This window comes from Deltaproteobacteria bacterium, assembly GCA_016210005.1.
In the GTDB taxonomy this organism is placed as follows: Bacteria; Desulfobacterota; Binatia; order HRBIN30; family JACQVA1; genus JACQVA1.
In genome coordinates this window covers 20,606-35,048 of sequence record JACQVA010000206.1, presented here as the reverse complement: position 1 = coordinate 35,048, position 14,443 = coordinate 20,606, and the positions used below count along the sequence as shown (strand labels likewise).

At 64.6% G+C, this 14,443-nt stretch carries 10 protein-coding genes and 2 tRNA genes; 2 read left to right on the top strand and 10 right to left on the bottom strand.

What is annotated here, in order from left to right:
• The 3 genes from HY699_20160 to rlmB form a co-directional block, all read right to left on the bottom strand.
• A partial coding sequence (locus HY699_20160; protein MBI4518123.1) for a right-handed parallel beta-helix repeat-containing protein occupies positions 1 to 3,335 on the bottom strand: 3,335 nt, incomplete at its 3' end.
• Between the two features lie 125 nt (positions 3,336 to 3,460).
• On the bottom strand, positions 3,461 to 6,013 hold the full coding sequence (locus HY699_20155) for a pre-peptidase C-terminal domain-containing protein (protein MBI4518122.1): 2,553 nt from the start codon (positions 6,011 to 6,013) through the stop codon (positions 3,461 to 3,463).
• Positions 6,014 to 6,067: 54 nt separating this feature from the next.
• Complete coding sequence (gene rlmB, locus HY699_20150; protein MBI4518121.1) at positions 6,068 to 6,835, bottom strand: 23S rRNA (guanosine(2251)-2'-O)-methyltransferase RlmB; 768 nt, start codon at positions 6,833 to 6,835, stop codon at positions 6,068 to 6,070.
• 14 nt (positions 6,836 to 6,849) lie between these two features.
• On the opposite strand from rlmB, the gene lptF reads away from it, so the two are divergent.
• Together lptF and lptG are read left to right on the top strand one after the other, a co-directional pair.
• Complete coding sequence (lptF, locus tag HY699_20145) at positions 6,850 to 8,034, top strand: LPS export ABC transporter permease LptF (protein ID MBI4518120.1); 1,185 nt, start codon at positions 6,850 to 6,852, stop codon at positions 8,032 to 8,034.
• 14 nt (positions 8,035 to 8,048) lie between these two features.
• On the top strand, positions 8,049 to 9,131 hold the full coding sequence (lptG, locus tag HY699_20140) for an LPS export ABC transporter permease LptG (GenBank protein MBI4518119.1): 1,083 nt from the start codon (positions 8,049 to 8,051) through the stop codon (positions 9,129 to 9,131).
• Positions 9,132 to 9,202: 71 nt separating this feature from the next.
• Here the strand turns inward: lptG and rpsI are convergent, their stop codons facing one another.
• The 7 genes from rpsI to clpX form a co-directional block, all read right to left on the bottom strand.
• Positions 9,203 to 9,601 (bottom strand): 30S ribosomal protein S9, encoded by a 399-nt coding sequence (gene rpsI / locus HY699_20135; protein ID MBI4518118.1) that lies wholly within the window; start codon positions 9,599 to 9,601, stop codon positions 9,203 to 9,205.
• Between the two features lie 13 nt (positions 9,602 to 9,614).
• Positions 9,615 to 10,052, bottom strand: a complete 438-nt coding sequence (gene rplM, locus HY699_20130; GenBank protein ID MBI4518117.1) for a 50S ribosomal protein L13 — start codon at positions 10,050 to 10,052, stop codon at positions 9,615 to 9,617.
• 67 nt (positions 10,053 to 10,119) lie between these two features.
• Positions 10,120 to 10,197: transfer RNA gene (locus tag HY699_20125), tRNA-Asp, on the bottom strand.
• Positions 10,198 to 10,245: 48 nt separating this feature from the next.
• A tRNA-Val gene (locus tag HY699_20120) sits at positions 10,246 to 10,317 on the bottom strand.
• Between the two features lie 28 nt (positions 10,318 to 10,345).
• Entirely contained in the window at positions 10,346 to 10,618 is a 273-nt protein-coding gene (locus tag HY699_20115; protein ID MBI4518116.1) for an HU family DNA-binding protein, read from the bottom strand.
• Positions 10,619 to 10,681: 63 nt separating this feature from the next.
• The gene (gene lon / locus HY699_20110; protein ID MBI4518115.1) at positions 10,682 to 13,153 is read right to left on the bottom strand and encodes an endopeptidase La; all 2,472 of its coding nucleotides are present in this window, start codon (positions 13,151 to 13,153) and stop codon (positions 10,682 to 10,684) included.
• Between the two features lie 30 nt (positions 13,154 to 13,183).
• Positions 13,184 to 14,437, bottom strand: a complete 1,254-nt coding sequence (clpX, locus tag HY699_20105) for an ATP-dependent Clp protease ATP-binding subunit ClpX (GenBank protein ID MBI4518114.1) — start codon at positions 14,435 to 14,437, stop codon at positions 13,184 to 13,186.
• Positions 14,438 to 14,443: the final 6 nt, after the last annotated feature.

The following is a 14,443-nucleotide window of genomic DNA, read 5'->3' as shown; positions in this document are numbered from 1 at the left end:
TGCGTCGGCGTATCAGTCGGCGGCGCGGTTTCCGTCGGCGTGATCGTCGGCGTATCGGTCGGCGTTGCCGTCGGGGTCTCGGTCTCGGGCGCAGGCGCGGTGGCCGTTTCGGTTGCCGCCGGTGTGTCAGTCGGCGGCGCGGTTTCCGTCGGCGTGATCGTCGGCGTATCGGTCGGCGAAGCCGTCGGGGTCTCGGTCTCGGGCGCAGGCGCGGTGGCCGTTTCGGTCGCCGCCGGCGTGTCGGTAGGCGGCGCGGTCTCCGTCGGTGTGACTGCCGGCGTATCGGTCGGCGAAGCCGTCGGGGTCTCGGTCTCGGGCGCAGGCGCGGTGGCCGTTTCGGTCGCCGCCGGCGTATCAGTCGGCGGCGCGGTTGCGGTCGGCGTGATCGTCGGCGTATCGGTCGGGGTCTCGGTCTCGGGTGCAGGTGCGGTGGCCGTTTCGGTTGCCGCCGGCGTGTCAGTCGGCGGCGCCGTTTCCGTCGGCGGGAGGGCTGGCGTTTCGGTAACTGTTGGCGTTGCGCTTGGGGACAGCGTTTCGGTTGCGGCGGGGGTAGCCGTTTCGGTTGCTAACGCCGTCTCGCTCGGCGTTGGCGACGCCGTTGCAGTCGGGGTTGGTGTGTCGGTGTCTGGGGGCAGCGGCGTATCTGTCGCCGCCGGTTCCGGTGTGTAGGTAGTAGTCGGGCTTGGCGGCAGCGTTTCAGTCGGCGTTGTCGTAGGCAGCAGCGGGGCGACCTCTAGGTTCAAGGCGAACTCGCTGGTGTTGTTTCCTGCATTGGTCTGAGTTGCGGTCACCGTTATAGGTTCCGCGGCCACCAACAAGAAGACGAACAAGCCTTCCTCGTTAGCGATCGCGCTCTCGATGAACGTCTCGCCCTCGCCGGCACCGCTGGCGTCCGGCGGCGTACCGGTCATGAACAGCTCGACCGTGGCGCCGGGCTCGGCAGAGCCCACGATGACGCCGCCGGCGCCGAAGATGACCGGCGGGCCGACCAGCTCTTCCGCCCGGTCGCCGCGGACTATGCCGCGACCCGCGTTGTTGGCGATGGAGTTCTGCCGCAGTTGCACGCCGGTGGCGAGCGCACCGTAGATACTGACACCGAAGGCGGCGTTGTAGTGAATCCGGTTGGCGGCCGAGCCGGGGCCACCGACGGTGACGTTCACCGCTTCGATAATGGTGATGCCGTCCATTTCGTTGCCGCCGAGAGCGGCTGAGCCAATGTCGTTGCCGGCAATAGTTACGTCGTGGACCGAGCCGTCGAGTCCGAGCAACAGTATGCCGCTAAGCCCGTTATTCACGATCAAGTTACCGGCGGTGCCACCGATGACCAGATCGCCTAAAGCGAAGATGCCGCTGCCGGCGTTGCCAAGCGGGTGCAGTCGGTTGGCCGAGGCGCCAATAGTGTTGCCAGCGATCACCGTGTCGGTCGCATCCAGCTCGACCACGATACCGTCATCTATGTTGGCCGAGATAACGTTGTGCTCGATGCGGTGGCCGGCACCGCCGACCTCCACGCCCGGGCCCAGGTTGGGAACCGCGGTGGTGCCATCGAGCGCCACACCGATGTAGTTAGCGGCGATGAGCGCATCAGCGGAGTGCTCGTTCAAGAGCACGCCGCCGCCGGCGGCAATCAGAGCCAACCCACGAATTTCGATACCTTGGGCGGTGACCTCGAATACCGGCCCATCGGCAGGCCCAGCAACGGCCACGCACGGCTGTGCCAAGCCAAAGCTAGCGTCGATCACGGTGGCGTCTGCGGCCAGAGCCGGAAGGGCGTCGTTCAACTCGATGGTGGCGCCGATCAACTCGGGGGCGAAGAGAACGCGGCTGGGGATGCCGTCGCTGTTGGCGGCGATAATGGCGGCGCGCAGCGAGCCCTCGCCGTCGTTCAGCAGCGTGGTGACGACGTATGTGCCAGGCGGCGGTGCCGCCGTGGCGGTCGGTGCCGGCGTTTCGGTCACCGTCACCGTTGCCGATGCAGTCGCTGATTCCGTGGGGGTCGGCGATGGCGACGCCGTCTCCGTTGCAGTTGCCGTGCTTGTTTCTGTCGGCGCCGCCGTGGCCGTATCGGCAGCTGTTGCCGTAGGCGTCGCCACCGGCGTGTCGGTCGGCACTGGCGTCTCGCTGGGAGAGGCGGTGGGCGTCTCGCTCGGGGTTTCGGTTGCCGTCGTGGTCGGCGTGTCGGTGGGCGTCTCGCTCGGAGTTTCGGTCGCCGTCTCGGTCACCGTCGCCGTCGGGGTGTCGCTGGCTGTTGCCGTAGCGGTCGCGGTTGCACTCGGGGACGCCGTCGAGGTCACGCTCGGGCTACTGGTGGGAGTGACCGTTGGAACCTCGGTGGCGGTCGCGGTGAGAGTCTCGGTGGCGGTTGGCGTGGCGGTATCGGTCAGGGTTGCCGTTGGCGTCAGTGTCGGCGGGCGCGTCGAAGTCACGCTGGGGGTATGAGTGTTGGTCACCGTGCCAGTCGGCGTCGAGGTCACAACCTCGGTGCCGGTAGTGAAGCCGTATTCGAACGGTTCTGGGTCCATACGACGCGGCGGCGTGCTGTTGTCTGTGGCTCTAACTCGCACTCTGATGTCGCTCAGAGCCGGGAAGGTAGGCGTGCCGCTGAGGAAGCGAAATCCGCGCATATTACGGCCGGGAACGGCACACGGGGCGGGCCCGTCATCGGCGCAGGCTTCGAGCAACGCGCCGGATCGGGCGACTCCGGCTTCGACTTGCAGCTCGCCGGCCACGTGGACGGTGACACTGCTGCGGTCGATGTCACCGCGCGCGGTGACGATGGCGAAGGAGACCGGTGCGTTGCGCAAGACCTCGTCGGCGCCTGGTACTGGCGAGAACTCCGCCACGAACGGGCGCGCCAGCACAGCGACCTCACCCGCATCCGTAACCCGGCCCGGGTAAACGATCACAGCTACCCGGTCGCTGGCGTACGAAGGTGTGAGCCCGCTCCCTGGCAGGCCGAGCTGGCGCTCGTACTCAAGGTCGTATCCGGCCACGTCGTAGCCAAGCACCCTGACATTTACCGGTCCGACCGGAACGTCGTCGATCTCCGCGGAGCGGGTAATCGCGGGATCAAAGAACCTGCGCATGATGAAGCCGGCTCCCTCGATCCGCACCTCCACCGTGCGCACGCTCGGCGGCAGCTCGGCTGAGCCATCAAACGAGCCCAGCCGCGCGCCGCGCGTGAGGTTCGACCTCTCCCACACAGCTTGCAGCGAAACACCACCGCCGGCCGCCCCGCCGCCGCCACCGCCGCAGCCAGCGGCCGCCACCGCCATCACGGCGATGAACGATGCCAGCGCAACCGCTATCTCAAAGCGCTTACTGTTAGGCACCACCTGGCCACTCCACTCACACCTTGCATCAGAAGCTGCACGCAGCACAGGCATATAGAGCACGGTGCTTGTACGGGTCAAGCGAAAATGGCCGATAAATTTCTTCAGCCGCCCGCCACCGCAGCGTCTCAGCGACTGAAATTGGCCGGATCGACCGCGATGGTGTAGCTGCCGGTGGCCGCGGGATCCGCTGGCCGCACTGCCAAGCCAATACCGAGATCGGCGCCAAAGGCGAACATCTCCTCGGAGTTCTCCGTGATCTTGTTCGCTACCCCGTAGACCCCGGTCGCGTCGACCACCACCGAGCCGCCGTTGAACGAGCGCGTCAGGTTAGCGCTCAATCCCTCGCTGAACATCGTCAGCTCACGAGGAGCGCGGATCAAGTAGAAGTCTGCTGGAGCAGTGCTCGCGTCGCGACATTCCGTGCCGGTGACGAAGCCGACCGCGGACGAGGCAAAGCTCAGCACTCCGGAGGCCGGGCATGTTTGCACCGCAAACGTGTACTGGCCACGAAAGCCCGAGTCGGGAGCGGCGATCATGAGCGCGGTCGTTCCAGCCTGAGCCAGGGGCATGGCGAGGAATTCGGAAGAACATTCGGGTCCCGGGCCCTGCAACCCGTCCGGACTTGCCACCAAGGCGCAAGCATCCTCCGGTGGCACCAGCGAGAGGAGTTGGTTGGTGTTGGTCGGGATAGTGAAGACGTTGAACTTCGGCCCGGGGTCTTCGCCGTCACCCGCGAGTTCGCAGTCATCGTCGCGGAATTCTCCGGTTACGGTTCCCGCGGCTGCCGCCGCAGTGCGGCAGCGCTGCACCCGCACGGCAAAGCCGCCCTCCGACCAATCTTGAAACGAACTCGCGGTGAGGAAGTACGTTCCCGCCTCGGGCAGCACCCGGCTCACGCGGGCGTTCAGCGATGTTCCCAGCAAGAACGGATCGTCGTTGTTAGCCAGCCTGTGCCCGCTCGGCTCGATCAACTGTAGCGCGGGATCGATGAAGGAGTCCGCGGCCGCCGCCATGGTCGCGGTCACAAACTGGTTTGGCCCACAACCGAGCTCGGGCCGGCAGTCGAGCTTGTAGCTCTTGATCAACGCCCCTCCCTGGCCGTGACAGTCCGACAACGCGAGGCTGCCGGCTGTGAGCGTGTCGAGCGAGAGCGGCGTTGCCGGGCACTTCTGCGCAGTCAGTGAATAGCTGCCGGTGGAATCGTCCTGAGTGATGTAGGCGTCATTGCTGGCGGCAATCACGGTGTAGGTACCGGCTTGCGGCGCAGTAAACGCCAGCTGGGCATCGCTGCCGCTGTCTTCTGAGCTGTCGTCGTCGGCCGCAACAACCCTCTGGCCCGGTTCCAGCAAGTAAAGCTGAGCATCGAAGTCGAGCGAGTTCATGTTAAAGGCCAGCACATCGCCGGCGTCGGCCGTCAGCGACCACATCTCGGCCCGCGTATTGAATTCGCCCTTCTCGGCGCGCACCAGCGGGAACGGGGCCGGACATGATGCGCCCGTCAGCGTACCCGAAACCGTGCGCGGCTGATCTGAGACCGAGACCGGCACAGCGGTGCAGGTGCGGGTCGAGAACGACACGTTGTAAGGCCCGCTACCGCCGGTCGCCACCACCGTGTAAGTCCCGCTTTGCACGGCGTAGAACGACAGCAGCGCATCGGTAGTCCCGTTCTCGACTTCGCCGCCGCTTTCTTCGTCCTCCGCGATCTCGATGCCAGTGAAAGCGTCTTCAGTCGGCTTGGGGCCGTAGATGGTGAGGAAGGGGTCCGGGACATCCTCGTTGGCCGGCGAGGTCGTCATTCTGAACTCGACCGCCGAACCCGCGGCGGCCGAAAACGTGTAACGGTGCGCCGGTGTGGACGGGCTGGCCGGGTCTGGGCAGTCGGTATCCTTCAAGGTCGCGCTGACGCGGCCACCACTGGTCAGGTTGCGGGCACTCGGGCAATTGCGCACGCTGACGGTCACGGTGTACGCCCCGGTCATAGCTCCCGGTGCCTGACTGGTGACCACGAACTCGTAGGGCCGGCTGGTCGTGACGAGGAACTCGAGTGGCGGGCGCAGCCACGGGCGCCCGAAGTAGCCATTGGCGTCGTGAATAATGACGCGCGGGGTGAAGTCGGTGGCGGTGACGGCGATGGTGACGGCCTGCCCCGGAGCGGCCGAGACGGCGAAGACATCCCCCGGCCTTCCTCCGGTGCCATGGTTGCTGCAATCGCCCGCGACCAAGGCACCGCCGATGACTTCCGGCGAGCCCACTCGTAGCGGCGGGATACCCTCAGAGATGCAGGCCGTCGCCGTCGCGCTGGCGGTCGGCTGCGTCAGGTTGGGTGTTGAGGTCACGGTTGGTGTGGGCGAAGGCTGGTGGGTGGCGGAGGTAGTCGGCAGCGCCGGAGTGAGCCCAGGTTGCACCCAGACGGTGAGAGCGAAGTCGGCAGCAGTGATACTGCCGTCTTGATTTGCGTCAGCCCCGGGGCCGCCGACGAAGTCGCCGCCGGCGACGCCGGCCACGTCGTCACCGTCGCCGTCGAAAATCTCCACGACCAGATCACGCAAGTCGGCGATGCTGACCTCGCCGTCGCCGTTGACGTCGCCGGGGACAAAGGCGGCGCGCGCCGGCGGCAACGCCGCTAGCGTGCACAGGCCGAGCACGCCGAAAAGAACCGATGGGCTTATACCCCGCAAGGCATCCGCTTTCCGAAAACAGCTTGTGGTTCTTGGCCGAGCCCCGGCAACAAGTCAAGTTGGCCGGTTGCGAGGTCGCAAAGCATACATCGCCAGCGCTCCCGCCACTGAGGCGTTGAGCGACTCGGTCTGACCTGTCATCGGCACGCGCAGCAGCACGTCACACTGCTCTTGTACCAGGCGGCGCAGGCCTGCTTCGCCGCCGAGCACGATCGCCAGCCGCGGCGGCGGGTCGAACTCGAAGAGCTCGCTGCCGGCGTTGGCCGCCAGCCCGATGATCCAGTAACCGGCCGCTTGAAGTTGTTGCAGAGTGCGCGCCACATTGACCACCAGTGCGACGGGCACGCGCAACGCGGCGCCGGCCGCGGCTTTTTCGACCGCGGCAGTCACACCGACCGCGCCGTCTTTAGGGATCACGACCGCACCGACCCCGGCTGCTTCGGCGGTGCGCAGCAGGGCTCCGAAGTTGTGCGGGTCGCGCAAGTGATCGAGCACCAAAACGCGCTCGCAGCCGCGGGCCAGCACCGCTTCCAAGTCGGCGTAGCGAAATGGCGGCACCCGGGCCACCACCCCTTGATGTTCATCGCTGCCGCATAGTTCACGCAACGCCGCCGCCGGCACAACCCGCACGGGTACGCCGTGGCGCGTGGCGGCAGCCACCAGCGCCGCCAGCCGGGTCGAGGGCTGTTCGCGCACCATCAGATCCTGCACTTGCGGCGGGGCGGCGGCCAGCCGAGCGCTGACCGCGTGGACACCATAAACGCAGTGGCCGGCGCTAGCGGGCGCACCGCCGCGTTGATTTACAAAGAACCGGCGTTTCATTACGATCCTATTAAGTGCGCACCATCAACCGCTACATCACCCGGGAAATCCTTGTGCCCTTTGTGCTGGGTCTCGGGGTGTTCACCGTCATTCTCCTGATCGCACGCATTCTCAAGTTAGTCGAGCTGGTGGTCAACCGCGGCGTGCCGTTATGGCAGGTCGCCAAGCTGTTCTCGTACATCATGCCGGCGTTCCTCGAAGTGACCGTGCCCATGGCCCTGCTGCTGGGGATACTGGTCGCCTTCGGCCGGCTCTCCTCGGACAGCGAGGTGGTAGCGCTGCACACCTCGGGCATCAGCCTCTATCAGTTGTTGCGCCCGGTCGCAGTGATCGCCGCCGTGGTCTACTGCATCACGCTCGGGCTGTCGATCTACGCGCGCCCGTGGGGCAATCGCATGCTGCGTGACGGCCTGTATGAAGTGGCGAAAATCCGCGCCAGTGCCGGCATTCGCGAGCAGGTATTCAACGATGACTTCAGCGACCTGGTGATCTACGTGGAGGAGATCGAGCCGCCGGGGACGACGCTCAAAGGGATACTGATCTCGGACACGCGCGAGCCGGCGCAGCGCAACACCGTGTTCGCCAAGCTCGGCATCGTGGTCAACAACGAGGCGACCCAGACGCTGACGCTGCGCCTGCTTGACGGCAGCATGCACAGCTTCGACCCGAGCGGGCGCAGTTACAGCAAGACCGACTTCAGCGTCTATGACATCAGCCTCGACCTCGACACCGCGCTGGCACGGGTGCACCGTCGCGAGCGCGAGCCGAGTGAGATGACGCTGGCCGAGTTGAGCCACGCCATCGCGGCCAGGGCCGAGGGCGGCAAGCCGGCGCTAGCGGAGCAAGTGGAGTTCCACCGCAAGTTCGCCATTCCTTTTGCTTGCTTGGTGTTCGCCGCAGTCGGCGTCCCGCTCGGGGTCCAGCCGACGCGGGCGGTGCGCGCGCGCGGCTTTTCCACCAGCCTGCTGTTGATTCTCGCCTATTATCTCATGCTCTCCTTGGGCGAGAGCCTGGGCGAGCGGGGCCACTTGCCGCCGGTGATCTCGATGTGGATCGCCAACGCGGTCTTGGCCACACTTGGAGTGATGCTGCTGTGGCGCGCCGCGCGCGAGACCAGCCTGGCGAGCTTGACGCGCCTAGATCACTGGCTGCTGGCACTGCGCGCCCGCTGGGCGGCGCGGCTGAGCCCGAACGCCTAGGCCCCGCTCCGACGATGCTCTCCGGTGTTATCAGCCGCTACGTGGCGCGGGAATTCTGGTCGTTCTTCGCCCCGGTGTTGCTCTGCTTTGTGGCGCTCTACCTGATCGTTGATTTCTTCGATCGGCTGGACATCCTGCTGCGCAACGAAGCCACGCCGGTGCTGGCGGCGCGTTACTTCCTGTTCAAGATCCCGCTGATGATCACGCAGGTGATGCCACCGGCGGTGCTGGCGGCCGTACTGTTGAGCTTGGGCTCGCTCTCACGGCGCAACGAAATCATCGCTTTGCGCGCGCTCGGAGTCAGTCTCGGGCAAATGGCCGCGCCGCTGCTGGGCCTGACGGCGCTGATCAGCGCCGGAACCTGGCTGTGGGAAGAAACCGTGGTGCCCTACTGCTCGCGCAAGTTTCAGTACGTCAACGTGGTCGAGATCCGCAAGCGGCCGCAGCGCGGCCTGCTCAGCGACCGCGAAATCTGGTACCACGGCCGCGACGGCTTCTACAACGTCGACTACGTCGACGCCGGACGCAGCACCTTGCACGGGCTGACGATTTACCGCTTGGACCAGGCGTTCTCACTGGCCTCCATCATCGAGGTCCCGACGGCGCGCTGGGGCGAAGGGGGGTGGGAGACCAGCCCGGCCACCGAGCGCGTGTTCTCGCCCGCGGGCCCGGTCAACACCCGCGCGCTGGCCGCCAACTCGGTGGTGATGGCAGAAACGCTCGACGACTTTCTCGACGTCCACCGCGAGCCTGAGGAGTTGAGTTTCACCATGTTGCGCGATCGCATTGCCGCGCTCACCCGCAAAGGCATTGATGCCTCGGCGTATTTGGTCGACCTGCACCTCAAGCTGGCGGTGCCTTGCGCCAGCTTCGTGCTGACGTTGGTCGGCGTTCCGCTGGCCGGGCGCGCGCGCCGCCACGCCAGCGTGGCGGCGGTGATTGCTCTCGGGCTGGGAGCCGGCTTTGCCTATTGGGTTGTTCTGGCGCTGGCCAACTCGCTCGGCCATGGCGGGGTGTTGCCGGCACCCGTGGCGGCCTGGACCGCCAACGTGGTGTTCGGGGTCGCCGGGCTGGCGCTGTTCTTAGGGAGTGAGTAACTGGCGCCGCGCTGCGGTCGGCCAGCGCGGCACGTAACACGGGCGAAATTGGCTAGCTGAGCCCCGGCCAACTAACGCTTCGAGTACTGCGGCCGCTTGCGAGCCTTGTGGCGGCCGTACTTCTTGCGCTCAACCTCGCGCGGGTCGCGGGTAACGAAGCCGGCTTTCTTCAGCGCCGGCCGAAACTCGGGATTGGCCAACAACAGTGCCCGAGTGATGCCGTGGCGCACGGCCGAGGCTTGCGCCGAGACACCACCGCCACGAACGTTGGCCGACACATCGAACTGGCCTTCGGTGCCGGTGACCTCGAAGGGCTGGCGAATCACCATGCGTGAAGTCGGCCGTCCGAAGTAATCATCGGCCGGGCGGCGATTCACAGTCACCTGTCCGGCACCGGGAACCAAATTGACACGGGCCACGGCGGACTTGCGCCGCCCGGTCGCTGCATATGCATTCGCACGTTCTGCCATGGCTGAACCTCAATCACACCGAGATGAGCTGCGGCTGTTGGGCTGCGTGGGGATGATCCGCGCCCGCATAAATCTTGAGTTTCGTGGCGAGCTGCCGGCCAAGTCGGTTCTTCGGCAGCATACCGGTGACCGCCAACTGGATGATGCGCTCGGGCTTGCTGCTCAACAGCTTGCTCGCCACCACCTCGCGCACCCCGCCCGGGTACCCGGTATGGCGGCGGTAAAGCTTGTGCTCGGTCTTCTTGCCGGTCAGCTTCAGGCTGCCGGCATTGATGACAATGACGAAGTCGCCGGTATCCACATGCGGGGTAAAGGTTGGCTTGCCCTTGCCCCGCAACAGGTTGGCAACCGTGGTCGCCAGTCGGCCGAGCACCTTGCCTTGAGCGTCGATGATGTACCAGCGACGCGCATCCAAGGCTTCCTCACGCTTGGCAATGTATGTCGTTCTCATGGCTCTTCACCCAAAGCGTCGCCGCAGGAGCACCGTTGCCTTACCGCAATTCGGTCGTCATTCAAAATGGCGGGGTGGACGGGACTTGAACCCGCGACCTCCGACGTGACAGGCCGGCGTTCTAACCGAGCTGAACTACCACCCCGGTAACTAGTGGGCTGCGGCGGTCTCTCCTCTCAAAAGCTGCCGATAATGGGCGGTATCCGATTTGAACGGATGACCCCCGGCTTGTAAGGCCGATGCTCTCCCCCTGAGCTAACCGCCCGCCGAGCGCTGCTGGCAGCGGCAACCGTTCAATTCAGGGAATCCTTCAGCGTCTTGCCCGCTTTGAACTTGGCGGCGCGCGAGGCCGCGATTTCGATACTCTCGCCGGTCTTGGGGTTGCGCCCGGTGCGCGCTTTACGAGTGGAGATCGCAAAGGTCCCAAACCCCGAGATATTTACCTTATCTCCTTGCTTCAAAGCGGCCACAATGTCGTCGAAGAGCGTGTTCACGGCTCGTTCGGCCGTCGCCCGCGGGAGATCGACCTTACTGGCGACGGACTCGATCAGTTCTGCCTTCGTCATCACGTCCTCTTCTCACAAGTGGCGCGACTCATAACAACCGGCCCGGCCCAAGTCAAGAAAGCCTCAATGGGTCACAATGTCCGTGGTTTCGGGGACTTCTGGGGGGAAGGCCGCGGTCGTCGGTACCTTCGCCGCCTCGGCACCGCCGTCGGCCTTCTTTGCCAGGAAGTTGGCCTCATCCTGCACAATCAGTGCTTGGCGCAACACCTGGTCCATATGTTCCACCAGCTCGATCCGAATCGTGCGCAGGATCGCGGGCGGGATTTCCTCGATGTCCTTCTCATTCTCTCCCGGAATCAGCACCAGCTTGATGCCACCCCGATGCGCGGCCAGGACCTTCTCTTTCAAACCGCCGATCGGCAGCACGCGACCGCGCAGCGTGACCTCGCCGGTCATCGCCACGTCGTGCCGGGCAGGAATCTTGGTGAGGGCCGACACCAAGGCGGTAGCCATGGTTACGCCCGCCGACGGGCCGTCCTTAGGTATGGCTCCTTCGGGGACGTGGATGTGGATATCCACGCGCTGGTAGAAGTCGCGCTCCAAGCCGAGCTCTTCGGCGCGCGAGCGGACGTAGCTGAGCGCAGCCTGGGCCGACTCCTGCATGACGTCCCCGAGCCGGCCGGTGATGATCAGCTTGCCCTTGCCGGGCATCACGGTCACTTCGGTATTGAGCAGCTCGCCGCCCAGTTCGGTCCAAGCCAGCCCGGTGACCACGCCAACCTTGTGCTCTTCTTCGGCCTTGCTGTAGCGGTAGCGCGGGGGGCCGAGGAACTTGTTGACGTTCTTACCGCTGACGTGGACCTTGAAGTTCTTGTCCTTCTTGACGACATCGACCGCCACCTTGCGGCAGATCGAGGCGATCTCGCGCTCAAGGTTACGGACGCCGGACTCTTTGGTGTAGTGCCGGATCATGGCGAGGATCGCGTTGTCGGAGAAATCGACGTTATCCAGCTTCAGGCCGTTGGCATCCTGTTGCTTGCGTACCAGGTAGCGCTTGGCGATGTTGAGCTTCTCAAACTCGGTGTAGCCGGCGATGCGGATGATCTCCATGCGGTCCTGCAGCGGCCGCGGGATCCGGTCCAGCGTGTTCGCGGTAGTGATGAACATCACCTTGGAGAGATCGTACTCGACATCGAGGTAGTGATCATCGAAGTTCTGGTTCTGTTCGGGGTCGAGCACTTCGAGCAGCGCGGCCGAGGGGTCGCCGCGGAAATCGGTCGACATCTTATCGACCTCGTCGAGCAAGAACACCGGGTTGCCGGAGCCGGCCTTCTTCATGCTCTGGATCACCTTGCCGGGCAACGCGCCGATGTAGGTGCGCCGGTGGCCGCGGATTTCGGCTTCGTCACGCACGCCGCCGAGCGACACCCGCACGAACTTGCGCCCGGTGGCACGGGCGATCGACTTGCCCAGCGAGGTCTTGCCGACCCCGGGCGGGCCAACCAGGCACAGGATCGGACCCTTCATCTGCCCCACCAGCGACTGGACGGCGAGGTACTCAAGGATGCGCTGCTTCACCTTCTCCAGGCCGTAGTGGTCTTCTTCGAGTACCTTCTCGGCCTCTTTGATGTCGAGTTTGTCGTCGGTGTATTCGTGCCAGGGCAGTGAGATCAACCAGTCGATGTAGTTGCGCACGACGGTGGCCTCGGCCGACATCGGCGACATCATCTTGAGCTTGCGCAGCTCCTTCTCGGCCTTTTCCTTGGCCTCGGCCGACATCTTCTTCTGCTTGATCTTCTCTTCCAGCTCCTGGATCTCGTTCTTGAATTCGTCCTTCTCCCCGAGCTCCTTCTGGATCGCGCGCATCTGCTCGTTGAGGTAGTACTCCTTCTGGGTCTTCTCCATTTGCTTCTTGACCCGGGTGCGGATGCGTTTTTCGACTTCGAGGATTTCGATCTCCGAGCGCATGTAGCCGAGGACTTTCTCGAGCCGCTCGGTCGGGTTGATGACTTCGAGCAGTGCCTGCTTGTCCTCCAGCTTGATTCCGAGGTGAGCTACGATGGTGTCGGCTAGCCGCGAGGCGTCGTCGATCGAGGCCACCGACATGATCATCTCGGGTGGGATCTTCTTGTTCAGCTTGACGTAGTTCTCGAACGTGGAATTGATCGAGCGGACCAAGGCCTCGACCTCGGTGGAGCGCTCCGGCTGCTCTTCGATCTCTTCCACTTCGACGCAGAAGAAGTCGGGATTGTCGACGTAACGCAGCACCCGTGCCCGCTTCTTGCCCTCGACCAGCACCTTGACGGTGCCGTCCGGCAGGCGCAGCAACTGCACCACGCTGCCGAGAGTGCCGACGCGATAGATGTCGTTCTCGTCGGGCTCATTGGTCTTGGCCTCGCGCTGGGCAGCGAGCAAGACGAACTTCTGCTTGTTCATCGCCTCTTCGAGGGCCTTGATCGATTTCTGCCGTCCGACAAACAGCGGCACCACCATGTGCGGGAACACGATGATGTCTCGCAAGGGCAGCAGTGGCACCCGCGGGGCGTTGGGGGAGCCGCCTTCGCGGCCATCCTTCTTGTCGTTACGAAAGAGCATGCGTTCGTCCTCTCCTGGTGACCCTGCCGCTCAGGCCGTCTCCGCCGCCTTCTGGTAGAGCACGATCGGTTGCTCGTGCTTGGTAATGACCTCTTCCGAGATCAGCACTTCCTTGATGTTGGGCTGCGACGGGATCTCGTACATCACGTCGAGCATAGTGGTCTCAAGAATGGCCCGCAAGCCACGGGCCCCGGATTTACGCTTGAGCGCCTCGCGCGCAATCGCGGTGAGAGCGGCGTCGGTGAACTTCAGGTGCACGCCTTCCATCTCGAACAGCTTCTGGTACTGGCGGGTCAAGGCGTTCTTGGGCTCCTTGAGGATGCGCACCAGGTCTTCCGCATCCAGCTCATCGAGGCTGGCGATCACCGGCAGGCGGCCGATGAATTCGGGAATCAAGCCGAACTTGAGCAGATCCTCGGTCTGCACTTCGTGGAGCAACTCGCTGGTGCTGCGCTCTTGCTTGCGACGGATGTCGGCGCCGAAGCCGACGCCCTTGATGCCGATGCGGCGGCGAATGATGTCTTCCAACCCGACAAAGGCGCCGCCGCAGATGAACAGGATGTTGGTGGTGTCGACCTGGAGGAATTCCTGCTGCGGGTGCTTGCGCCCGCCCTTGGGCGGGACACTGGCGGTGGTGCCTTCGATGATCTTCAACAATGCCTGCTGCACGCCTTCGCCGGACACGTCGCGGGTAATCGAGGGGTTGTCGCCCTTGCGGGAGATCTTGTCGATCTCGTCGATGTAGACGATCCCGCGCTGCGCCTTCTCGACGTCGTAATCGGCGTTCTGCAACAGGCTGAGGATGATGTTCTCAACGTCTTCGCCGACGTAGCCGGCTTCCGTGAGGCTGGTGGCGTCGGCGATGGTGAACGGCACCTGGAGGAAGCGCGCCAGGGTTTGCGCCAGCAACGTCTTGCCCGAGCCCGTGGGGCCGATCAGCAGGATGTTGGATTTCTGCAGCTCGACATCGCCGGTCACCAGCTGGCTGTCGATGCGCTTGTAGTGGTTGTGGACGGCGACCGACAGCACCTTCTTGGCGCGCTCCTGGCCGATGACGTACTGATCGAGGACGCGCTTGATCTCTGAGGGCTTCGGCACCGCCGAAGTCGAGGCCAGCCCCTCTTCTTGGTCGCACTCCTCGGCGATGATGTCATTGCAGAGATCGATGCACTCATCACAGATGTAGACGGTCGGCCCGGCGATGAGCTTGCGCACCTCGTCCTGGCTCTTCCCGCAAAACGAACAGACGAGGTTTCCGCCACGGTCGCCATCATGCTTGGCCATAGATCC

Excerpts from the sequence above, each read along its gene's own strand:
- rlmB (MBI4518121.1), bottom strand. The coding sequence starts at position 6,835 with ATGAAACGCCGGTTCTTTGTAAATCAACGCGGCGGTGCGCCCGCTAGC.
- lptG (MBI4518119.1), top strand. The coding sequence starts at position 8,049 with ATGCTCTCCGGTGTTATCAGCCGCTACGTGGCGCGGGAATTCTGGTCG.
- rpsI (MBI4518118.1), bottom strand. The coding sequence starts at position 9,601 with ATGGCAGAACGTGCGAATGCATATGCAGCGACCGGGCGGCGCAAGTCC.
- rplM (MBI4518117.1), bottom strand. The coding sequence starts at position 10,052 with ATGAGAACGACATACATTGCCAAGCGTGAGGAAGCCTTGGATGCGCGT.
- HY699_20115 (MBI4518116.1), bottom strand. The coding sequence starts at position 10,618 with ATGACGAAGGCAGAACTGATCGAGTCCGTCGCCAGTAAGGTCGATCTC.
- lon (MBI4518115.1), bottom strand. The coding sequence starts at position 13,153 with ATGCTCTTTCGTAACGACAAGAAGGATGGCCGCGAAGGCGGCTCCCCC.
- clpX (MBI4518114.1), bottom strand. The coding sequence starts at position 14,437 with ATGGCCAAGCATGATGGCGACCGTGGCGGAAACCTCGTCTGTTCGTTT.